Here is a 21541-nt window from a genome sequence, read left to right as displayed (position 1 = left end):
GGTGGGGACGGGCGGGGGCCCGGCTGTGGTCGGTTGCTGGGAGGGGTGGGCGGGGGCGGGTCAGGAGCGGTCCGTGTGGCGCTGGGCGGGGTCCGCCAGGCTCAGCAGGTGCGCGGCCAGGTCGGCGGCGGTCTGCTGGGAGCGGGTGATGACCAGGACGGTGTCGTCGCCGGCGATGCAGCCGAGCACGCCCGGGATCATCGCGTCGTCGACCGCGCTGGCGAGCAGCTGGGCGCCGCCGGCGGGGGTGCGCAGGACGAGCTGGGGGCCGGCCCACTCGGCGGTCACCAGCAGGTCCGCGCACCAGCGGGCGAGCCGGGCGGAGGTGTGGGCGGCCGCGTCGTCGCCGCTGCTGAGCACGGCGCCGTGCACCTGGCCGGGCGCGCCGGCCTCGGGGATGGCGTAGACCTGGGTGCCGCCCGCGGCCCGGACCTTGGTGGCGCGCAGCTCGACGAGGTCGCGCGAGAGCGTCGCCTGGGTGGTGCTCACCCCGCGCTCGACGAGCGCGGCGCGCAGCTCGGCCTGGGAGCGGATGCGCTCCTTGCCGAGGATCTGGACGATGAGCGCGTGGCGCGCGGCCTTCGTCTGGGGGGCGGAGGAGGTGGAGTCGCTCATGCCCGCTCCTGCCGGCTCGTGCGCGAGGCGAGGACCTCGCCCAGCACCCGGGTGAAGGCCTCGGCGTCGGCGTCGCTCAGGATGAGCGGCGGGGCCAGGCGCAGGGTGTCGGGGCACGGCGCGTTGACGATGAAGCCGCGGTCCATGAGCTCGGCCTGGACCTCGGCGGCGGGACCCACGGCCTCCTCGAGGACGACGCCGAGCAGCAGGCCGGCTCCGCGCACGCCGCTGACCCCGGGCAGGGCCGCGATCCGCTCGGACCAGCGTCGGCCCAGGGCGGCGGCTCGCTCGGGCAGCTGCTCGTCGCGCAGGGTGCGGATGACGGCGAGCGCGGCCGCGGCGCACACGGGGTTGCCGCCGAAGGTCGTGCCGTGCTGGCCGGGTCCGAGCAGGTGCGCGGCCGGCCCGGTGGCGACGACGGCGCCGATGGGCAGGCCCCCGCCCAGGCCCTTGGCGAGGGTGACGACGTCGGGGGTGGTGCCGGGGGCGAGCAGGTGGTGGGCCATCCAGGCGCCGCTGCGCCCCATGCCGGTCTGCACCTCGTCGACGATGAGCAGGGCGCCGGCCTCGCGGGTCATCTCGCGGGCGGCGGCGAGCAGGCCCTCGGGCAGCGGCCGGACCCCCGCCTCGCCCTGGATGGGCTCGACGATGAGCGCGGCGACGTCGTCGCCCATGGCGGCACGCAGGGCGTCGGCGTCGGCGGGCACGAACTCGACCCCGCCGGGCAGCGGCTCGAAGGGCTCGCGGTAGGCGGCCTTGTGGGTGAGCGCGAGCGCCCCCATGGTGCGCCCGTGGAAGGCGCTCTCGAGGGCGAGGACGCGGGGCCTGCCGGTGCCGCCGTGGCGGCGGGCGATCTTGAGGGCCGCCTCGTTGGCCTCGGTGCCGGAGCTGGCGAGGAAGACCCTGCTCCCAGCGGCGCTCGCGCCGGGGTGGACGAGCGCGATGAGGGCCTCGGCGAGCTCGACCTGGGGCGGGGTGGTGAAGAGGTTGGAGACGTGGCCGAGGGTGGACAGCTGCCGGGTGACGGCCTCGACGACGGCGGGGTGGGCGTGGCCGAGGCAGTTGACGGCGATGCCGGCCAGCAGGTCCGTGTACTGGCGGCCCTCGGCGTCCCAGACGTGGGCGCCCTCGCCGCGCACGAGGACCCGCTGGGGCGTGCCGAAGGTGTTCATCACGGCGGCGGTGTAGCGCTGGGTCCAGGCGCTCGAGGCGCCGGGCGTGCCCGTCCCGGTGGTGGGGGCCGGGCCCTGGGCTGCGGTGCTCACAGGAGGTCCCCCTCCGGGTGGCGGGCGCTCGTGGAGTGCTCGGGGTAGACGACGGTGCCGACGCCGTCGTCGGTGACGATCTCCAGCAGCATGGAGTGCGGCTGGCGGCCGTCGACGACGTGGGCCTGCCCCACTCCCCCGCGCACGGCCCGCAGGCAGGCCTCCATCTTGGGGATCATGCCGGACCCGAGCTCGGGCAGCAGGGCCTCGAGGGCGTCGGTGCCGATGCGCGAGACGAGGGAGGAGCGGTCCGGCCAGCTGGAGTAGAGGCCCTCGACGTCGGTGAGCATGATGAGCTTCTGCGCCCGCAGGGCGATGGCGACGGCGGCGGCGGCCGTGTCCGCGTTGACGTTGAGGACGGTCGTCGTGTCGGACAGGACGGGGGCGACGGAGGAGATGACGGGGATGCGGCCCTGGTCGAGCAGGTCGTTGACGGCCCGGGGGTTGACCTCGACGACGTCCCCGACGAGCCCGACGTCGACGCTCTCGCCGTCCACGGTGGCCAGGCGCTGGCGGGCGCGCAGCAGGCCGCCGTCCTCCCCGGAGATGCCGACGGCGGCGGAGCCGGTGGCGTTGAGCAGGGAGACGAGCTCGCGCTGGACGGAGCCGGTGAGCACCATGCGCACGACGTCCATGACCTCGGGGGTGGTCACGCGCAGGCCGCCGCGGAACTCGGACTCGATGCCCAGCCGGTGGAGCATGTCATTGATCTGGGGGCCGCCGCCGTGGACGACGACGGGGCGCAGGCCCACCTGGTGCAGGAAGAGGACGTCGGCGGCGAAGGCGCGCTTGAGCTCGTCGTCGACCATGGCGTTGCCGCCGTACTTGATGACGATGGTGGCGCCCTTGTAGGCGCGCAGCCAGGGCATGGCCTCCAGCAGGACGGCCGCCTTCTGGTTGGGGGTGATGGTGGTGCTCATGGCGCTTCTCGTGAGTGGTGTGCGGTGGGGGCCGAGGGGCCCGGCGGTGTGAGCCGGTCAGGTGTGGTAGTCGGCGTTGATGGTGACGTAGCCGTGGGTGAGGTCGTTGGTCCACACGGTGGCCGCGGCCCCGCCCTCGGAGAGGGTGATGTCGATGCGGGTCTCGCGCGGTGTCATGTCCACGTCTGCCGGGTCCTGGCCGAGGCCGCCGTGGCGGAAGACCGTCACGCCGTTGATGGCGACGTCCACCTCGTCCGGGTCGAAGGGGCAGACCTCGGCGGGGACGGTGCCGAGCTGGGACAGCACCCGCCCCCAGTTGGGGTCCTCGCCCGCGACGGCGCACTTGAGGAGGTTGGAGGAGGCGACAGTGCGGGCGGCGGCCTCGGCGGCGGCCTCGCTCACGGCCCCGCTCACGGTGATGGCGATGTCGTGGGTGGCGCCCTCGGCGTCGGCGACGAGGCGGCGCCCGAGCCGGCCCAGGACCTCGGTGACGGCGGTCTCGAGCTCGTCCTGTCCGGGTGCGGCGCCCGAGGCGCCGGAGGCGAGCAGGAGGACGGTGTCGTTGGTGGACATGCACCCGTCGGAGCTGATGCGGTTGACGGTGCGGGCGGTGGCGCGTGCGAGGGCGTCCTGGGCGCCGGCCGCGTCGACGACGGCGTCCGTGGTGAGGACGCACAGCATGGTGGCCAGTCCCGGCGCGAGCATCCCGACGCCCTTGATCATCCCGCCGATGCGCCAGGTGGCGCCGTCGGCCGTGGTGAGGGTGAGGGCTTCCTCCTTGGAGACCGTGTCCGTGGTCATGATGGCTTCGGCGGCGTCGTGGCCGGCCCGGGGCGTGGGGGCCAGGTCTCGCGCGGCGGCGGCGGCGCCCGCCAGGAGGGCGGGCATGTCGAGGTTGTGGCCGATGACGCCGGTGGAGCACACGAGGACGTCCGTGGGGGTGGGCAGGCCGAGGAGCTCGGCGGTGCGCGCCGCGGTGGCGGCGGTGTCGGCGCTGCCCTGGGCGCCGGTGCAGGCGTTGGCGCAGCCGGAGTTGAGGATGACGGCGCGGGCACTGCCGTCGGCGACGGCGGCGCGCGAGTAGGTCACGGGTGCGGCGACGACGCGGTTGGTGGTGAAGACGCCGGCGGCGACGTCGAGGGGGCCGTCGTTGACGACGAGGGCGAGGTCGGGCCGGCCGGAGGCCTTGAGGCTCGCGCACACGCCGGCGGCGCGGAATCCCTGTGCTGCGGTGACGCTCACGGTGCGACTCCTTGCGTGACGACGCCCGTGGTCTCGGGCAGGCCGAGGGCGAGGTTGAGTGACTGGACGGCGGCGCTGGCGGTGCCCTTGCCGAGGTTGTCGATGGCGCACACCATGACGGCGACGCCGGCGGCGCGGTCGTAGGCGACCTGGACGGTGGCCAGGCCGGAGCCGGCGACCGTGCCGGTCACGGGCCAGGTGCCCTCGGGCAGGAGGTGGACGAGGGGCTCCGCCTCGCCGGGTGCGCCGTAGGCCTCCTGCCAGGCGGAGCGCAGGACCTCGTCGGGGTGCTCGCTGTGGAGCACGCAGTCGGAGACGGGGGCGGTGACGGTGGCGAGGATGCCGCGGCTCATGGGCACGAGGACCGGGGTGAGGGACAGCCGGGTGGCGCCCGGCTCGACGCCCGCGACCTCGAGGTTCTGGATGATCTCGGGGATGTGGCGGTGGGTGCCGCCGACGGCGTAGGGCTGGGCGGAGCCGAGGGCGGCGGAGGCGGCCAGGTGCGGCTTGAGCGTCTTGCCGGCCCCGGAGTAGCCGACGGCGAGGACGGCGGTGAGCTGGCTGGTGTCGATGAGGTCGGCCGCGGCGCCGGGCTGTGCGGCGAGGGTGACGGCGGTGACGTTGCAGCCGGGGACGGCGACGCGCCGGGTCGAGGTGAGCGCGGCGCGCTGGGCGCGGGCGGTGGTCTCGCCGGCGTGGAGGAGCTCGGGCATGCCGTAGGTCCAGGGCCCGGCGTGCTCCCCGCCGTAGAAGGCCCGCCAGGCCTCGGGGCTGGTGAGGCGGTGGTCGGCGCCGCAGTCGATGAGCAGGGGGGTGCGGCCGGTGGAGGCGGCACGTGCCTCGAGAGCGGCGGTGAGCTCGCCGGAGGCGCCGTGGGGCAGGGCGAGGACGACGACGTCGTGGGAGGCCAGGCGCTCGACGTCGGTGGGCTCGACGGGGCGCTGGGCGAGGGGGAGCAGGTGGGGGTGGTGCTGGCCGAGGAGGGTGCCGGCTGAGGCGCTGGCGGTCAGGGCGCCGATCTCGGTCTCGGGGTGGGCGCTGAGAAGGCGGAGGACCTCTCCTCCTGCGTAACCGGTCGCACCGGCGACCGCCACTGTCCACGTCATGCAGTAATCATACGTCCAACTGCATAGACATACGGATGTCGTCCCGCTCCGACCCGCGTCGGCTTCGTCACAGCGGGACGCGCACGCCCCGCGGCCCGAGGACCGGAGCCGCCCTCAGACGCAGCACACCCCGTGCCGGGGCCGCGGGATCAGGCGCCCGTGGGGGCCAGCTCGGCGCGGATCGCCTCCGCCCAGGCGCGCACGGCCTCCACGTCCACGTAGTCGCCCTCGGCGGCGCCCCCCAGGCGGGCGATCGTGCGCTCACGCAGGTTGAGGCGCGTCGGGTCGAAGCGGCCCGCGAAGGTCACGTGGTTCTCGACGTCGAGTGACAGCAGGACCGGGCCGATGCGGTGCGGGTCCGAGATCTTGCCCTGCGGCAGGCCCGACAGCCCCACGGAGAAGGCCCACACGGGCTTGGCCGACAGCTGCGTGAGGAAGCGCTGGGTGAAGTCCGTGGCCTCCTGGGTCCAGTGCGTCATGTAGATGGCACTGCCCAGGACGAAGGCGTCGTAGCCCTCGACGTCGTCGACGACCTCCGGCCGCCTCACGTCAACCTCCAGGCCGCCGGCGCGCAGGTGCTCAGCGATGACGTTGGCGATCTCGTCGGTCGAGCCGTGACGGGACGAGGAGGTCAGGAGGATCTTCATGCCCCCAAGTATCACGGCACCGGGGCCGACCGCACACGCGTTGTGGGGGGCCTCAGAGGTGAGGCCCCCCACAACCGCCGCCGCGCCAACGGGCGGCGGCCGCGTCCCGAGAAGGTCAGCCGCGCAGCTCGGCGCCCAGGCGCTTGGAGGCCTGCTTGACGATCCGCTTGCGCACCCCGGCGGTCTCCTCGGCGGTCAGCGTGCGCTCCGCGCGCAGGCGCAGGGAGAAGGCCAGGGACTTGCGGCCCTCGCCGATCTGCTCGCCCCGGAAGACGTCGAACAGGCGCACCTCCTCCACGAGGTCGCCCGCGGCCTGGCGCACCACCGCCTCCACCTGGGAGGCCGGGACCGCCTCGTCGACGACGAGGGCGACGTCCTCCTTGGCGGGCGGGAAGGTGAGCACCGGGCTGACCTGGAGCACCCCCGCCTCCTCGACGGCGGCCAGCAGGGGCTCGAGGTCGATCTCGGCGGCGCAGGCGCGCGCCGGCAGGCCCAGCTCGCGCGCCGCACGCGGGTGCAGCTCGCCGGCGTGGGCGACGACGGCACCGGCGACGAGCTCCTTGCCCCGGCGCACCGGCGCGAGACGCACCTCAGCGGTGCGTCCCGGGTGCCAGGGCGCGTAGGGCTGCTCGGGGGCGCGCACCTCGACCGCGGCACCGAGGGCCGCGGCCACCGTGCGCACGACCTGGACGGCGTCGGCCCAGTCCCAGGCCCGTCCCGCGCCCAGCACACCGGCGCGCTCGCGCTCGCCCGCGAGGACGACACCGATGTGCGTCGGCTGGTAGGGGATCCCCGCCTCGAGGACCCGGACCTCCTCCTCGGTGGGGCGCCGGTCGGTGCCCAGGACCGGTGCGGGGACCGTGCCCTCGGGCAGCGTCACCGTGCCGACCTCGTACAGGGCCACGTCCTCCAGGCCCCGCGAGACGTTGCGGCGGGCGGTGTCCACGAGCGAGTCGATGACGGAGGTGCGCATGAGCGGCGCGTCCTCCTGGAGCGGGTTGGCCAGGCGCAGGGCGCGGCGGCGCGGGTCCTCGGCCGGGATCTCCAGGCGCTCGTGCACGTCACCGACGAAGGGGTAGGAGAGCACCTGGGTCAGGCCCGCACCGGTCAGGGCGCGCACGACGTCCCGGCGCGCGCGCTGGCGCAGGGTCAGGCCCGTGCCGGCCGGCGTCGTCGGGACGATGACCGGGATGCGGTCGTAGCCGTCGAGGCGGGCGACCTCCTCGGCCAGGTGGGCGGCCCCCACGAGGTCCGGGCGCCAGGTCGGGGCCGTGACCCGCAACAGGTCGTGACCCTGCTCGTCCTGGCCCGCGTCGACGACGGTGCAGCCGATGGTGCGCAGGAGCCCGGTGACGCGCTCGGTGCCGTAGGCGACGCCGGTCAGGCGCTCGGCGGCGTCGGCGCGCACCACCATGGGCTGCGGCACCTCGGTGCGGTTGATGTCGGTGGCGGCCTCGTCCGCGGTGCCCCCGCCGTACTCGACCAGCAGGTCCACCGCGCGCTGGGCGGCCACCGGGGCCAGGGCCGTGTCCACCCCGCGCTCGTTGCGCTTGGAGGACTCGGTGGGCAGGCGGTGGCGGCGGGCGGAGCGGGCGACGGAGACGGCGTCGAAGTGGGCGGCCTCGATGAGCACGTCGGTGGTGGTGGCGCTGACCTCGGTCTCGGCGCCGCCGAAGACGCCGGCGAGCACGAGGGGGCGTGAGCCCTCGCCGTCCGGGGAGTCGCAGATGACGAGGTCCTCGGCGTCGAGCGTGCGGGTGACCTCGTCGAGGAAGGTCAGGGTCTCCCCCGGCCGGGCGCGGCGCACGACGACCGGCGCGCTCAGGCGGTCCAGGTCGAAGGCGTGCAGCGGCTGGCCCAGGTCGAGCATGACGTAGTTCGTGACGTCGACGGCCAGGCTGATGGGGCGCATGCCGGCCGCGGTGAGGCGCTCGCGCATCCACTGCGGGGACTCGGCCGCGGGGTCGATGCCGCGCACGACGCGGGCCACGTAGCGGTCGCAGCCGGCGCGGCCGTGGACCGGGCGGGGGTCCTCGGCGACGACGACGGGGAAGCCGTCCTCGCGGGCCTCGGCCACGCCGCGGGGGAAGAGGGCCTCGTCGGCGGCGTCGGCGGGGTCGCGGAAGCGGGCGCCGGTGGAGTGGGCGTACTCGCGGGCCACGCCCCGCATGGAGAAGCAGTAGCCGCGGTCCGGGGTGATGTTGATCTCCAGGACCTCGTCGCCCAGGCCCAGCAGCGGCAGGGCGTTGCTGCCCGGCGCGGGCAGCTCCTCGCCGTCGTGCCCGTGCTCGGCCAGCCACCGGTCCAGGACGATGATGCCGGAGTGGTCCTCGCCGACGCCCAGCTCGCGGGCCGAGCAGATCATGCCGTCGGAGACGTGCCCGTAGGTCTTGCGGGCCGCGATGGCGAAGCCTCCGGGCAGGACCGCCCCGGGCAGGGAGACGACCACCGTGTCCCCGACGTCGAAGTTGTGGGCGCCGCAGACGATGCCGCGGCTGGGCAGGTCACTGGGCTCCTTACCGGTGCCGGGGGCGTCGTTGTGCTCGCCGACGTCTACCCGGCAGTAGTTGATGACCTTGCCGTTGGACTGCTCCTTGGCCTGCCGGCTGAGGACCTTGCCGACGACGAGCGGGCCGGTGACGGCGGGGGGGACGATCCTCTCCTCCTCCAGGCCCACGCGCACGAGGTCGAGGGCGAGCTGCTCCGCGGTGGTGCCGGTGGGGACGTCGACGTGCTCGCGCAGCCACTCGATCGGGACGTAGGGCATGTCAGTTCCCCTTTCCGGTGGTACCGAACTGCTGGGAGAAGCGGATGTCGCCCTCGACGATGTCGTGCATGTCGGCGATGCCGTGGCGCAGCATGAGGGTGCGCTCCAGGCCCATGCCGAAGGCGAAGCCGGTGTAGACCTCGGGGTCGATGCCGCAGGCGATGAGCACGTTGGGGTTGACCATGCCGCAGCCGCCCCACTCGATCCAGCCGGGGCCCCCCTTCTTCTGTGGGAACCACAGGTCCATCTCGGCGCTGGGCTCGGTGAAGGGGAAGAAGGAGGGGCGCAGGCGCGTGCGGGCCTCGGGGCCGAACATGGCGCGGGCGAAGTGGTCGAGGGTGCCCTTGAGGTGGGCCATCGTCAGGCCCTTGTCCACGGCCAGGCCCTCGACCTGGTGGAAGACGGGCGTGTGGGTGGCGTCGAGCTCGTCGGAGCGGAAGACCTTGCCGGGGCAGGCCACGTACAGGGGCGGGTCCTGGGCGAGCATGACGTGCGCCTGGACCGGGGAGGTGTGGGTGCGCAGCACGAGGTTGGCGCTGGCGCCGTCGTCGGCACCGACGCTGGCACCGTCGACGTAGAAGGTGTCCTGCATCTGGCGGGCCGGGTGGTCGGCGTCGAAGTTGAGGGCGTCGAAGTCGAACCACTCGTGCTCGGTCTCCGGGCCCTCGGCGATGGACCAGCCCATGGAGACGAAGAAGTCGGAGACCTCGTCGATGAGGACGTCGAGCGGGTGGCGCGAGCCGACGGAGCCACGGTCCGTGGGGACGGTGACGTCAACGGCCTCGGTGGCGAGCATCGTCGCCTCGGCCTCGGCCTCCAGGACCTCCTGGCGCGCTGCCAGCGCCGCGTTGAGGCGGGCGCGGGCGCTGCCCAGCAGGCGTCCCGCCGTGGGCTTGTCCGCCGGGTCGAGGGCACCGATGCCCCTGTTGGTCAGGGCCAGGACGGAAGCGTCGCCGGTGTAGACGATCCGCACCTCCTTGAGGGCGGGGAGGTCGCCGGCGTCAGCGACGGCGGCCAGGGCCTGGTCGACGAGGGCACGGATGCCCACCTCGTCCAACGGCGACAGCGCGCCCGGTGCGTCAGTCATCTCTCACCTTCCCTGGGTGTGTGACAGGTAGTCGTCTGCCCGCCCAGGGTAGTCCCGGCCGCGGTGGGGCCCGAAATCGTCTCGGCGTCCTCCCCCGGGCCGCGGCGGGGTGCCACGGCCCGGGGGCGCCGGGCGCCTCAGCGCTCGAGCTCGCCGCGGATGAAGGCCTCGGTGGAGTCCATGGCCCGCTCGTCGGGGCGCTGCTCGGGCGGGGACTTCATGAAGAAGGAGGAGGGGGACAGCAGCGGGCCGCCGATGCCGCGGTCCAGGCCAATCTTGGCGGCCCGGACGGCGTCGATGACGACGCCGGCGGAGTTCGGGGAGTCCCAGACCTCGAGCTTGTACTCCAGGCTGACGGGGGCGCCGCCGAAGTTGCGCCCCTCCAGGCGCACGAAGGCGAACTTGCGGTCGTCGAGCCAGCCGACGTAGTCGGAGGGGCCGACGTGGATGTCCTTCTCGTCGAACTCCGTGGAGACGTTGGAGGTGACCGCCTGGGTCTTGGAGATCTTCTTGGACATCAGCCGCTCGCGCTCGAGCATGTTCTTGAAGTCCATGTTGCCGCCGACGTTGAGCTGGTAGGTGCGGTCGATGGTGATGCCGCGCTCCTCGAAGAGGCGTGCCAGGACCCGGTGGGTGATGGTGGCGCCGATCTGGGACTTGATGTCGTCGCCGATGATCGGCAGGCCGGCGTCGGTGAACTTCTGGGCCCACACCGGGTCGGAGGCGATGAAGACCGGCAGGCAGTTGACGAAGGCGCAGCCGGCGTCGATGGCGCACTGGGCGTAGTAGCGGTCGGCCTCCTCCGAGCCCGCGGGCAGGTAGGAGACGACGACGTCCGCCCGGGCGTCCTTGAGGGCCTGGACGACGTCGACCGGGGGCTCGGCGGACTCCTCAACGGTCTCGCGGTAGTACTTGCCGAAGCCGTCGAGGGTGACGCCGCGCTGGACGCTCACGCCGGTGGGGGCGACGTCGGCGATGGCGATGGTGTTGTTCTGCGAGGCGTTGATGGCCTCGGCGAGGTCGAGCCCGACCTTGGCGGCGTCGACGTCGAAGGCGGCGACGAACTCGATGTCCGAGACGTGGTAGTCGCCGAGCTGGACGTGCATGAGGCCGCCGACGGTCTCCTCCGGCTTGGCGCTGGCGTAGTGGGTGACGCCCTGGACGAGCGACGAGGCGCAGTTGCCTACTCCGACGATAGCGACACGAACCTGACTCATTTATTCTCCTTATCGGCCCGCGAGGGCCGGTCGTGGACCTGACATACGCGACTTTAGTCACCTGTCGTATCACAGGCGTGTGACGTCCACCGACGACGTCCCGCTCAGCGCGTGCGCTCCTCCACCCGGCGCGCCAGCGCGCCCAGCAGCCAGTTGATGGCGACGAAGAGCAGTGCGACGATGAGGTAGGCCGGCAGGTAGACGTCCAGGCGGTGCAGGGCCTGGGCGGAGTTCGACAGCAGGCGCGCGCTGTACATGAGCTCGCCGTAGGCCACCACGTAGCCCAGCGACGTGTTCTTGAGGATCGTCACGAGCTGGGTGATGAGCGTGGGCAGCATGAGGCGCAGCGCCTGCGGGGCCAGCACGAGACGCATCGTCAGCCCCTCCCCCATGCCCAGCGCCTGGGCCGCCTCGCGCTGGCCGCGGTCCAGGGCGAGCACGCCCGAGCGGAAGACCTCCGCCGTCGTCGCGGACACGCACATGACGATGGGGACGGTGAGCATCCAAAAGGACGGCAGCGTGAGGCCCCAGCGGGGCACGGCCAGCAGGAAGAAGTAGATGAGCAGCAGCATCGGCACCGCGCGCATGGCGTCGATCCACGTGCCGACGCACACCCGCACCAGCCGGTGGCGCGACAGGCGCAGCCACCCGAGCCCGACGCCGAGTGGGAAGGACAGCAGGGCGCCGACAGCCGTGACGAGCAGGGTGTCGCCCAGCGCCCGGGCCAGGTAGGTGACGATGGACCGTCCCAGGAAGTAGCGCCAGCTCGGGTACTCCAGCTGGCCGGCGCGCCACAGCTGCCAGGTCCCGGCGACCACCAGCCCCAGCAGGGCGACCGTCACGAGGACGGAGGCCAGGGCGGTCCGGCGCCGTCCCCGGGGGCCGGGCGCGTCGAACAGGAGCGCGGCCTCCGTGGCCGCCGGGCGCGGTGCGGGCCGTGGGGCACGGACGGTGGCGCTCATGCGCGCACCCCCTTGACCGCTGCCAGCCGTCTCTCGAGCAGGCCACCGAGCTTGGTGGCGCCGAAGGCGATGAGGAGGTAGGTCAGGCCCGAGGTGAGGAAGGTGACCACCGCCTCGGCGTAGCGCAGGTTGAGCTGCTGGGTGACGTTGGTCAGCTCGGGCACCCCGATGGCCGCGGCGAGGGAGGAGCCGATGAGGCAGGAGATGAGGATGTTGACCAGCGGCTGGACCGTGCGGGCCAGGGCCTGGGGCAGCACCACCTGGGTGATGATGAGGCCGAAGGGCAGCCCCAGCGCGCGAGCGGCCTCGATCTGGCCCCGGGGCACGGAGCTGATGCCCGAGCGCACCGTCTCGCACACGAAGCCGGAGGCGGAGAAGACCAGGGCCGCCACCGCCGCGCCGAAGATGGAGAAGGGCACCCCCGCGCGGGGCAGCCCGAAGGCGAAGAGGATCATGAGGCACAGCACCGGGATGTTGCAGGCCACGTTGACCCACACGGTCCCGAGCGCGCGCAGGGGCGGCACCGGGCTCACCCGGCACACGGCGACGAGGGTGCCCAGCAGCAGCGCCCCGGCGTAGGCGGTCAGGGCGAGGACGAGCGTGAGTCCCAGCCCCTCGGCGAGCGTGCCGAGGTTGTCGGTGATGACGTTCACGGGGCGGCTCCTGGTCGTCGGTGGGTGGAGGGGACGGTGTCCGGCGGGCAGCGGTGGCGCCCGCCGGGCGGCCCGTCGTCGGCCCCACCGGGTCGGGGCCGACGACGGGCCGGCTCAGACCGTCTCGGAGCCGGGCACGGAGCCGATCGCCGGGGGCGTGGGCGCCTTGTCCTGGCCCAGCACGGTGCCGATGGTGGCCCGCCAGATCGCCTCCCACGTGCCGTCGGACTCGATGGTCCGCAGGAAGGTGTTGACGAAGGCCTGGGCGTCGGAGCCCTTGGGCAGGCCGATGCCGTAGGGGTCCTCCGTGAAGGGCTCGCCCACGATCTTGAGGCCGTCGTTGCCCAGCACGGTGCTCAGCAGCAGCGAGTGGTCGACGACGTAGGCCTCGACCTGCCCGGCCTCCAGGGCGGCCACGCAGTCCGTGTGCGCCTCGAGCTGGACCTGCTGGGCCTCGGGGGCGGCCTCGTCCAGGGCGGGGCCGGAGGAGGAGTTGGACTGCACGGCGACGGTGTGGCCCGCGAGCGTGTCCACCCCCGTGATCTGGGTGTTCTCGGCGCGCACGAGCACCGCCTGGCCGGAGGAGTAGTACGGGCCGGCGAAGGAGATCTTCTCCGCCCGCGCCGGGGTGATGGTGTAGGTCGCGAGGACGGCGTCCACGGAGCCGTTCTCCAGGAGAGTCTCACGGGTGTCGGAGGTGACGACGGTGAGCTCGGTGAGCGCGGAGGGGTCGTCACCGCCGAGGATGTAGCGGGCCAGGGCCTGGGACAGGGCGGCGTCGAAGCCGGTGACCCTGCCGGTGGCCGGGTCCTCGAGGGAGAAGATCTGGGAGGTCTTGACCCCTCCGACGCGCAGGACCCCGGCCTCTCTCACCGCGCTGGCCCAGGCGGAGGCGGCGACGACGTCCTGCGAGGCGACCGGGCCCGAGCTGATGGCCGTGTCGTAGTCGGTGCCGGCGGCGGCGGCCTCGGCGGTGGCCCCGGAGACGGCCTGGCCGTCCGCGCCGGTGTCGGCGCAGGCCGCCAGGGCGGCGGCCAGGGACAGGGCGCCGGAGGCGGTGAGCAGGGTGCGGCGGTTGAGGATCGCCATGGGGGACTCCTTTCGTGGCGACGGGGCGGGGCCCGTCTCGGGGCGGGGCGCCGGTGGCGTCCCGGTTCCGGCAGGTCCGGCGGCATGGGGCCGCCGGCCGGGGTCTGGGTGGGGTGGGTCGGGCGGGGTGGTGGCGGGCCGTGGGCGCCCGGCGGGGTCAGTGGCTGAGGACCTTCGACAGGAAGTCGCGTGCGCGCTCGGTGGCGGGGGCGGTGAAGAACTGCTCGGGCGCGGCGTCCTCGACCACCTGCCCCTCGTCCATGAAGACGACGCGGTCCGCGACCGAGCGGGCGAAGCCCATCTCGTGGGTGACGACGAGCATCGTCATGCCGCTGGCGGCGAGGTCCTTGATGACGTCGAGGACCTCGGTGATCATCTCCGGGTCCAGCGCGCTCGTGGGCTCGTCGAAGAGCATGACCTTGGGGTCCATGGCCAGGGCGCGGGCGATGGCCACACGCTGCTGCTGCCCGCCGGAGAGCTGGGTGGGGCGCTTGGAGGCCTGGTCGGACAGGCCCACGCGCTCGAGGAGCTCGCGGGCGCGGGCCTCGGCCTGCGCCCGGGGCACGCGGCGCACGCGCACGGGGGCGAGCGTGATGTTGTCCAGGACCGTGCGGTGCGGGAAGAGGTTGAAGGACTGGAAGACCATCCCGACCTCGGCGCGCAGGCGCGCGAGGTCCCTGCCCTCCTCGGGCAGGCGCTCGCCGTCGATCTCGATGGTGCCCGACTCGATGGTCTCGAGCCGGTTGATCGTGCGGCACAGGGTGGACTTGCCCGAGCCGGAGGCGCCGATGACGACGACGACCTCACCGGCGTTGACGTCCAGGCTGACGTCGTCCAGGGCCGTGAAGCCGCCGAAGCGCTTGGTCACGTGGCGCAGGCGGACGAGCGGGCGCCCGGCCGGGGCGGTCGAGGGTGCGGTCACGGTCGCCTCTTCCTGAGGTCGTGGGCGAGTGGGGCTGGGACTGTCAGTGACAGCAACAGCAACACATTCGTGAGCGCACGAGTTCCCTCCCCCTGAGGTCTCGGTGCGGTGGTGCTCCGCACACGGCCGGTCCTGACGCCCTGACGCTAGCAGCCGCGCGGGCCGCCGCGTCAACCCGGTGACGGCTCAGCCCGCATGCTGGGCACGCGCTGAGGCGTAGAGGCACACGGCTGCGGCGGCGGAGACGTTGAGGGACTCGGCGGCCCCGAAGACGGGGATGGCGACGACGGCGTCCGCCTGGGACAGGGCCTCGGGCCCCAGCCCGCGGGCCTCGTTGCCCAGCAGCCAGGCGCCCGGCCGGGCCAGCAGGGCGTCGGCCCCGAACAGGTCGTTGTCCCCGCGCGCGTCGGCCGCCAGGACCGTCAGCCCGGCCTCGTGCAGGGCCTCGACGACCTCGGTGAGGTCCAGGCCGCTGATGACGGGCAGGTGGAAGAGGCTGCCGGCGGTGGCGCGCACGACCTTGGGGTTGGTGGCCTCGACGCTGCCCCGGGCGAGGACGACGGCGTCGGCCCCGGCGGCGTCGGCGGCCCGGATGATGGTGCCGGCGTTGCCGGGGTCCTGGGCCTCGGTGAGGACGGCGACGAGTCGGGCCCCGGCCAGCACCTCGTCCAGGCGGGCGGCGGGGGTCAGCACCTCGGTGGAGACGACGGCGAGGAGCCCCTGGGCGTCGGTGCTCATGGCGGCCATCACCTGGTCGGTGACGCGGTGGGTGTACAGGCTCGCGTCACGGGCCTCGGCGAGGACGTCCGCGTGGCGCTGGGCGGCCGCCTCGGTGACGTAGAGGTCGCGCACGTGCCCGGGCACGTGGGTGACGGCCTCGCGCACGCCCTGGGGGCCCTCGACGAGGAAGCGGCCGTGGCGGGTGCGCATGCCCCGGCGGGCGAGGGCGGCGACGCGGGTGACCCGCTGGGAGCCGGGGTTGTCGATGACGTCGGGCCGCGGGGCACAGGGCCCCTCGGGGCGGGGCATCGCGGTGCCGGGTCTCCAGGTGCTGCCGTCGGCGCGCTTGCTCATGGCAGCGAGGGTACGGGACCGGCGGCCCCGCGCACGAGCGGGGCCGCCGGTCGGCAGGCGGGCCCGCCGTGGGCACCGGCCGGGCGCTGGGGTGCCTGGTGTCCGGGGATGACGACGGCGCCGCCACCCGAGGGGTGGCGGCGCCGTGACGGTGCGTCGGTGGCCTGGTGGCCGGCCGGGGCTCGTCAGGCCTTGGGGGCGTTGACGTCGGCCGGCAGGGCCTTCTTGGCGACCTCGACGAGGGCGGTGAAGGCGGCGGGCTCGTTGACGGCGAGCTCGGCGAGCATGCGGCGGTCCACCTCGACGCCGGCCAGGCCCAGGCCCTGGATGAACCGGTTGTAGGTCAGGCCCTCGGCGCGGGCCGCGGCGTTGATGCGCTGGATCCACAGGCGACGGAAGTCGCCCTTCCTCGCGCGGCGGTCGCGGAAGGCGTAGACGCCGGAGTGGGTGACCTGCTCCTTGGCCTTGCGGTAGAGGCGCGAGCGCTGGCCGCGGTAGCCGGAGGCCTGCTCGAGGACGGAACGACGCTTCTTCTGGGCGTTGACTGCCCGCTTCACACGTGCCATGTGATGACTCCTTATACGTGACGGGGCCGGTCAGAGACCGAGCAGCCTCTTGACCTCGCGCAGGTTCGTGGGGTCCACGACCTGGTCCTTGGACAGCTTGCGCTTGCGGCGCGAGGACTTGACCTCGAGCAGGTGGCGCTTGTTGGCCTGCTCACGCATGAGCTTGCCGCTGCCGGTGACCCGGAAGCGCTTCTTGGCACCGGAGTGCGTCTTGTTCTTCGGCATTCTTGGATTCCTCTTGTCGGCCGTCAGGCTCGCGCCTGGGCTGTGGACCCCACGCGGGGTGCCGGTGGGGTGGGTGGTGGACTGTGGGTGTCAGACCTGCTCGGGGGCCGCGGCCGACGAGCCGCCCGCCTCGCCCTTGCCCGCGTGCTTCTCGGCACGGCGGGTGGCGCGGGCCTCCTCGCGGCGGCGGCGCTGGTCCGACTTGAGCTCGGCCTTCTTGCGGGTCGGGGCGAGGACCATGACCATCTGGCGGCCGTCCTGGCGGGGGTGGGACTCGATGGTGGCGAGCTCGCCGACCTGCTCGGCGACCTTCTGGAGCAGGCGGATGCCCAGCTCGGGGCGGGACTGCTCGCGGCCGCGGAAGCGGACGATGCACTTGACCTTGTCCCCGCCCTTGAGGAAGCGCTCGACGTGCCCCATCTTGGTGGCGTAGTCGTGGTCGTCGATCTTGGGGCGGAACTGGATCTCCTTGAGCTGCGTGTTCGCCTGGTTGCGGCGGGCGTCACGCGCCTTCATGGCCGACTCGTACTTGAACTTGCCGTAGTCCATGAGCTTGCACACCGGGGGGCGTGCGTCGGGGGCGACCTCGACGAGGTCGAGGTCGGCCTCCTCGGCAAGACGCAGGGCGTCCTCGACGCGGACGACACCGACCTGCTCACCGCTGGGACCGACGAGGCGCACCTCGGGGACGCGGATCCGTTCGTTGATACGGGGCTCGCTGATGGGAGTTCCTCACTTCTGGGAGACGAGTGACCACGGCGACGACGAAGGCCTCCGCCGCTTGACGCGCACGGAGGCCCTTCATGTACTCCTGGGGAGTACGGTCGCGCCTGCGCCGGTGGCGTGGGCGCGACCGCGAGGATCGCTCCTCGCACGACCCGGTCCCCGTGAGAGGACCCAGGTGGGATTGCTCCGCTTGCGCTCCGGGGGCGAGCCCCGGCCGGTCGGGAGCCCACGTTACCAGGCCGTCCAGGCGCTTCCCAGGCCACCGCCGTCGGCGCCCGCGTGAGCCTGCCCACGCCCGAGCCGGGTGCGTGAGGGCTCAGGCGGGCAGGGGGCACAGCTCGACGGTGTCGATGAGCTCGCCCCAGGCGGGGTTGACCATCACCATCTGGCACGCCTCCAGGGCGGCCGCGACGCCCGCCATGCCGCCGGAGGAGTCCACGCGCAGGAGGACGCGCAGCTCGGCCCCCTCCCCCGGCGCGAAGGCCACGCCCGTGACCCCCTCGACGGCGCCGAGCTGGGCGGCGACCTCGGCCTGGACGGGCTCGTTGCGCCAGGAGGGGATCCAGGCCTCTCCGCCGGCCAGGGCGACGACGGCCGGGCGCGGCAGGCGCAGGTCGCGGGTGCCGGGGTCGAGGACCCACAGCTGGTCCGTCTCGAGGGCGGCCACCTGGGCGGCGCGCGCGGGCTCGACGGGCACGGGGCGCACGTCGTCCCTCCAGGCCCGCATGGCCGCGGCGCTGGTGAAGACGGGCAGGGCGATGTGCCCGTCGGGGAGGTCGACGGCGAGGGTGGCGGCGTCCTGGGCGGCGTCCTTGGTGTGGCCCTCGTGCCCGGGCGCCCCGGCGGAGGCCGGACGGCGGCCGTCGCGGGGGGCACCGGTCAGGGCGTGGGCGGCGACGGGCACGATGACGCGGCTGGCGGCCAGCGCCGCCCACAGGGCGTCGAGGTGCTCGTGGCGGGGCAGCCCGGTGGCCTCCAGGGCCGCGGTGACGGCGGGGTCGGCGGAGCCGTCGTCGTCGCTGAAGGGGGTGGGGGCGGCCAGCAGGCGCTCCATCTTGGCCCGCGCGGCCAGCGCCGCCGCCACCTGGGGGTCGGGCCCGGCGCCGCCCGGCCGCACCGGGCGGGTGACGTCCTCGTGCCCGCTCACGCGCGCGCCTCCTCCACGCTCGTGCCGCGCGCCACCCGGAGCGCCTGCGGCAGCGTGAAGCTGCCGTTGTACAGGGCCTTGCCGATGATGGCCGAGTCGATGCCCTCGCCGACGAGGGCGGCCAGGGCCGCGATGTCCTCGAGGCGGGCGATGCCGCCGGAGGCGACGACGGGGGCGCTCGTGCGGGCGGCGACCTCGCGCAGCAGGGTGGTGTTGGGGCCCTGGAGGGTGCCGTCCTTGGTGACGTCGGTGACGACGTAGCGCGAGCAGCCGGCGGCGTCGAGCCGCGCCAGGGTCTCCCACAGGTCCCCGCCGTCGCGGGTCCAGCCGCGGGCGGCCAGCGTCGTGCCGCGCACGTCCAGGCCGACGGCGACCTTGTCCCCGTGCTCGGCGATGACCCTCTCGGTCCACTCGGGGTCCTCGAGGGCCGCCGTGCCGAGGTTCACGCGGGCCGCGCCGGCGCCCAGGGCGCGGGCGAGGGAGGCGTCGTCGCGGATGCCGCCGGAGAGCTCGACCTTGATGCCGACCTCGCCGACGATGCGGGCCAGCAGCTCGGCGTTGGAGCCGCGCCCGAAGGCGGCGTCGAGGTCGACGAGGTGGATCCACTCGGCGCCGGCCTCGACCCAGTCGCGGGCGGCGTCGACGGGGCTGCCGTAGTCGGTCTCGGAGCCGGCCTCGCCCCTCAGGAGGCGGACGGCCTTGCCGTCGGCGACGTCGACGGCGGGGAGCAGGGTGAGCATGGGGGTCCTCTCGGTGGGGCGTGCGGCTGAGGGGGTCAGAGGGTGGTGAGCCAGTTGCGCAGGAGCTCGGCGCCGACGTCGCCGGACTTCTCCGGGTGGAACTGGGTGGCGCTCAGCGCCCCGTTCTCGACGGCGGCGAGGAAGTCCTCGCCGTGCGTGGCCCAGGCGGCCAGGGGCAGGCGGGTGGGGCCCTCGTCGAGCAGCTCCGCGGGGCTGGTCTTGGCGGCGTAGGAGTGGACGAAGTAGAAGCGCTCGCCGTCGATCCCGTCGAACAGGACGGTGCCCTCGGGGGCGCGGACCTCGGACCAGCCCATGTGGGGCACGACGTCGGCCTCGAGCCGCGAGACGGTCCCGGGCCACTGGCCGAGGCCGGGGGTGAGGGCGCCGGCCGGGGCGCCGCCGTCGGCGCCCTCCGCGGCGAACTCGCTGGAGGCCTCGAACATCACCTGCATGCCGACGCAGATGCCCATCACGGGGCGGCCTCCGGCGAGGCGGCGGTCGATGAGCCGGGGGGCGTCGACGGCGCGCAGCTGGTCCATGACGGAGGCGAAGGCGCCCACGCCCGGGACGAGCAGCCCGTCGGCGGCCTCGACGGCGGCGTCGTCGTGGGTGAGCTCGACCTGGGCTCCGACGCGCTCGAGGGCGCGCACGGCGGAGCGGACGTTCCCGCTGCCGTAGGACAGGACGACGACGGTGGGCTGGCTCATGGGGCCACCCTAGCGGCGCCGGGGCGCGGCACCGCGGGCGTCTCGCGCGCCGCGCGCCACCGGGCACCACCCTGGGCAGCCGGGCGGGGCACGGGTGGGGTGCCAAGGGCTGCCGTGGGCGGCTGCCGCCGGACTGGCGCCGCCCGCGGGACTGCGGCCAGGATGCCCCCTGTGAGCACTCCCCCTGAGCCGCCGGCCGCCGTCGGACTGACCGTCCCGGGCGTGCGCCTGGACCGCGTCATCGGTCGCGGCGGCTTCGCCACCGTCTACGGCGGGACCCAGCAGTCCCTGGAGCGGCCGGTCGCCGTCAAGGTGGACTCGCGCGAGCTGCACGACGAGCGCAACCGGCGCCGCTACCTGCGTGAGGTCCGGGCGGCCGGGCGCATCACCGGCCACCCGCACGTCGTCTCCCTCATCGACACCGGGGTCCTGGCCGACTCGCGCCCCTACATCGTCATGGAACGGTGCGACGGCGGGAGCCTGGCTGACCTGGTCCGGCGCGGCCCGCTTCCCGCCGCCGACGCCGTCGCCCTGGTGGCCGCCGCGTCCTCGGCACTGGGTGCGGCGCACCGGGCCGGGGTCCTGCACCGGGACGTCAAGCCGGGCAACATCCTGCTGGACTCTTACGGCTCCCCGCGCCTGACGGACTTCGGGATCGCGTCGGTCGAGCGCGAGGGCCAGGACCCCTCCGTCACCCTGGAGTCCCTCACCCCGGACTTCGCCTGTCCCGAGGCCTTCGCGCTGGCCGCCCCCCCCCGGCCCGAGGGCGACGTGTGGTCCATGGGGGCGGTGCTGTTCTGCCTGCTCACCGGCAGGGGCCCGCGTCGTGCCGAGGACGGCTCGGCCCGGTCCTTCGCGCAGATCGTGCAGGTCCTCGACCGCCCGGTCGACCTCAGCAGCCCGCTGGTGCCCGCCGCGGTGCGTCAGGTGCTCGGCACCGCGATGCACACCGACCCGGGATCGCGGTACCCCGACGGCGTGGCCCTGTGCGACGCTCTGACGGCGCTCAGCGAGCAGCTGGGGGAGCAGCCGGGCGGGGGCCGGGTGACCGTCACCGGCCCCGGCGTGGCCCTGCGCCTGGCGCAGGCGGCGCCCACTCCCCCACCGGGCTCTGACGGCCCGCCCGCCAGGCCGCTGGGCGCGGCCGGCCAGGCCGTGGCTCCCGGCACGGGATCACCGGGGGCCGGGACGGGCGTGGGGGCTCCTCCATCCCGCCGCCGGCGTGCGCTGACGGCCGCCGCGGGTGCCGCGCTGGTCGTCGGCGTGCTGCTGGGGCTGGGGCTGGGTCGGCTGCTGTGGGTGGACGCGTCCGCCACCGCGGCGGGCAGCGCCGTCGGCGGCCCCACGGCCGGTGCCGCTCCCGCGTCGCCCGGCCCGGCGCAGGCGAGCGCACCCGGTTCCACGAGCACGCCGCCCCACCCCGTGGGGGTCTGCCTGGGCGGGATCGTGTCCGTGGCCGGCCAGGCCAGCGCCCAGGAGACCAGCTGCCACGCCGCCCACTACTGGGAGGTCTTCGCCGTGGGCACCCTGGACGAGGAGACGACCGGTACGAGCGACGAGGACCTGGCGGCCGACCCCCGGGTCCAGGCCACCTGCACCCTGGCGGCGGCCACCGCCTACGGCGAGCCGGACCCGGAGGTCTCGGTCCTGGGCCCCAACGAGGTCCAGTGGACGGTCAACGGTGCGCGCGGCTTCTCCTGCGTCGTCTCGGCCAGGCAGGGCGGCCAGCGCTACCAGTCCTACTCCGGGCGGTGAGCGCCGCGCCGACGGCACCGCCGACGCTCCCGGCGCCCGGCCGGCCGGTCCGCTCCGGTGCGGCCGGGACCGCAGGGGCCGGGCCGGCGGGCACGGCTCACTGCGCGCC

At 74.4% G+C, this 21541-nt stretch carries 21 protein-coding genes; 1 reads left to right on the top strand and 20 read right to left on the bottom strand.

What is annotated here, in order from left to right:
* Positions 1-60: 60 nt before the first annotated feature.
* The 20 genes from H6X67_RS10900 to hisH all read right to left on the bottom strand — a co-directional run bounded on the left by H6X67_RS10900 (position 61) and on the right by hisH (position 19677).
* Positions 61-615: an arginine repressor gene (locus tag H6X67_RS10900; RefSeq protein WP_249375471.1), complete on the bottom strand. Its 555-nt coding sequence runs from the start codon at positions 613-615 to the stop codon at positions 61-63.
* Positions 612-1880, bottom strand: coding sequence for an acetylornithine transaminase (locus tag H6X67_RS10895; RefSeq protein WP_249369820.1), 1269 nt, complete (start codon positions 1878-1880; stop codon positions 612-614). Before H6X67_RS10895 ends, H6X67_RS10900 begins: the two co-directional genes overlap by 4 nt.
* Positions 1877-2800, bottom strand: a complete 924-nt coding sequence (argB, locus tag H6X67_RS10890; RefSeq protein WP_249369818.1) for an acetylglutamate kinase — start codon at positions 2798-2800, stop codon at positions 1877-1879. The genes H6X67_RS10895 and argB overlap by 4 nt, the downstream gene beginning before the upstream one ends.
* 57 nt (positions 2801-2857) lie before the next feature.
* A complete protein-coding gene (gene argJ / locus H6X67_RS10885) occupies positions 2858-4042 on the bottom strand; it encodes a bifunctional glutamate N-acetyltransferase/amino-acid acetyltransferase ArgJ (RefSeq protein ID WP_249369816.1) in 1185 nt (394 codons plus the stop codon).
* The gene (argC, locus tag H6X67_RS10880; RefSeq protein ID WP_249375469.1) at positions 4039-5148 is read right to left on the bottom strand and encodes an N-acetyl-gamma-glutamyl-phosphate reductase; all 1110 of its coding nucleotides are present in this window, start codon (positions 5146-5148) and stop codon (positions 4039-4041) included. Before argC ends, argJ begins: the two co-directional genes overlap by 4 nt.
* Before the next feature lie 149 nt (positions 5149-5297).
* Entirely contained in the window at positions 5298-5795 is a 498-nt protein-coding gene (locus tag H6X67_RS10875; protein ID WP_249369522.1) for a flavodoxin domain-containing protein, read from the bottom strand.
* A 115-nt stretch (positions 5796-5910) separates the two neighbouring features.
* Positions 5911-8562, bottom strand: a complete 2652-nt coding sequence (pheT, locus tag H6X67_RS10870; protein ID WP_249369520.1) for a phenylalanine--tRNA ligase subunit beta — start codon at positions 8560-8562, stop codon at positions 5911-5913.
* Between the two features lies 1 nt (position 8563).
* Entirely contained in the window at positions 8564-9649 is a 1086-nt protein-coding gene (gene pheS / locus H6X67_RS10865) for a phenylalanine--tRNA ligase subunit alpha (RefSeq protein ID WP_249369518.1), read from the bottom strand.
* Positions 9650-9786: 137 nt separating this feature from the next.
* Positions 9787-10866 carry an inositol-3-phosphate synthase gene (locus H6X67_RS10860; protein WP_249369516.1) on the bottom strand — a complete coding sequence of 360 codons (1080 nt, stop codon included), beginning with the start codon at positions 10864-10866 and terminating at the stop codon, positions 9787-9789.
* 104 nt (positions 10867-10970) lie between these two features.
* Positions 10971-11828, bottom strand: a complete 858-nt coding sequence (locus H6X67_RS10855) for an amino acid ABC transporter permease (protein WP_249369514.1) — start codon at positions 11826-11828, stop codon at positions 10971-10973.
* Positions 11825-12481 (bottom strand): amino acid ABC transporter permease, encoded by a 657-nt coding sequence (locus tag H6X67_RS10850; protein WP_249369512.1) that lies wholly within the window; start codon positions 12479-12481, stop codon positions 11825-11827. Before H6X67_RS10850 ends, H6X67_RS10855 begins: the two co-directional genes overlap by 4 nt.
* 114 nt (positions 12482-12595) lie before the next feature.
* The gene (locus tag H6X67_RS10845) at positions 12596-13570 is read right to left on the bottom strand and encodes a glutamate ABC transporter substrate-binding protein (protein WP_249369510.1); all 975 of its coding nucleotides are present in this window, start codon (positions 13568-13570) and stop codon (positions 12596-12598) included.
* A 157-nt stretch (positions 13571-13727) separates the two neighbouring features.
* Positions 13728-14492, bottom strand: coding sequence for an amino acid ABC transporter ATP-binding protein (locus H6X67_RS10840; RefSeq protein ID WP_249367594.1), 765 nt, complete (start codon positions 14490-14492; stop codon positions 13728-13730).
* A 186-nt stretch (positions 14493-14678) separates the two neighbouring features.
* Positions 14679-15521 carry a TrmH family RNA methyltransferase gene (locus H6X67_RS10835; RefSeq protein ID WP_249375269.1) on the bottom strand — a complete coding sequence of 281 codons (843 nt, stop codon included), beginning with the start codon at positions 15519-15521 and terminating at the stop codon, positions 14679-14681.
* Between the two features lie 230 nt (positions 15522-15751).
* Positions 15752-16132 (bottom strand): 50S ribosomal protein L20, encoded by a 381-nt coding sequence (gene rplT / locus H6X67_RS10830; RefSeq protein ID WP_249367595.1) that lies wholly within the window; start codon positions 16130-16132, stop codon positions 15752-15754.
* 30 nt (positions 16133-16162) lie between these two features.
* A complete protein-coding gene (rpmI, locus tag H6X67_RS10825; protein WP_249367596.1) occupies positions 16163-16357 on the bottom strand; it encodes a 50S ribosomal protein L35 in 195 nt (64 codons plus the stop codon).
* A gap of 90 nt (positions 16358-16447) precedes the next feature.
* The gene (infC, locus tag H6X67_RS10820) at positions 16448-17038 is read right to left on the bottom strand and encodes a translation initiation factor IF-3 (protein ID WP_249367597.1); all 591 of its coding nucleotides are present in this window, start codon (positions 17036-17038) and stop codon (positions 16448-16450) included.
* Positions 17039-17399: 361 nt separating this feature from the next.
* Complete coding sequence (locus H6X67_RS10815) at positions 17400-18137, bottom strand: SseB family protein (RefSeq protein WP_249367632.1); 738 nt, start codon at positions 18135-18137, stop codon at positions 17400-17402.
* Between the two features lie 89 nt (positions 18138-18226).
* Positions 18227-18970 carry a bifunctional 1-(5-phosphoribosyl)-5-((5-phosphoribosylamino)methylideneamino)imidazole-4-carboxamide isomerase/phosphoribosylanthranilate isomerase PriA gene (priA, locus tag H6X67_RS10810; protein WP_249367598.1) on the bottom strand — a complete coding sequence of 248 codons (744 nt, stop codon included), beginning with the start codon at positions 18968-18970 and terminating at the stop codon, positions 18227-18229.
* A 35-nt stretch (positions 18971-19005) separates the two neighbouring features.
* Positions 19006-19677 carry an imidazole glycerol phosphate synthase subunit HisH gene (hisH, locus tag H6X67_RS10805; protein ID WP_249367599.1) on the bottom strand — a complete coding sequence of 224 codons (672 nt, stop codon included), beginning with the start codon at positions 19675-19677 and terminating at the stop codon, positions 19006-19008.
* 171 nt (positions 19678-19848) lie between these two features.
* On the opposite strand from hisH, the gene H6X67_RS10800 reads away from it, so the two are divergent.
* A complete protein-coding gene (locus H6X67_RS10800) occupies positions 19849-21432 on the top strand; it encodes a serine/threonine-protein kinase (protein WP_249367600.1) in 1584 nt (527 codons plus the stop codon).
* Positions 21433-21541: the final 109 nt, after the last annotated feature.

The organism is Actinomyces sp. AC-20-1, assembly GCF_023369555.1.
GTDB lineage: Bacteria > Actinomycetota > Actinomycetes > Actinomycetales > Actinomycetaceae > Actinomyces.
Note: the sequence above shows the minus strand (reverse complement) of the source record. Positions and strands in the feature narration are given on the sequence as shown.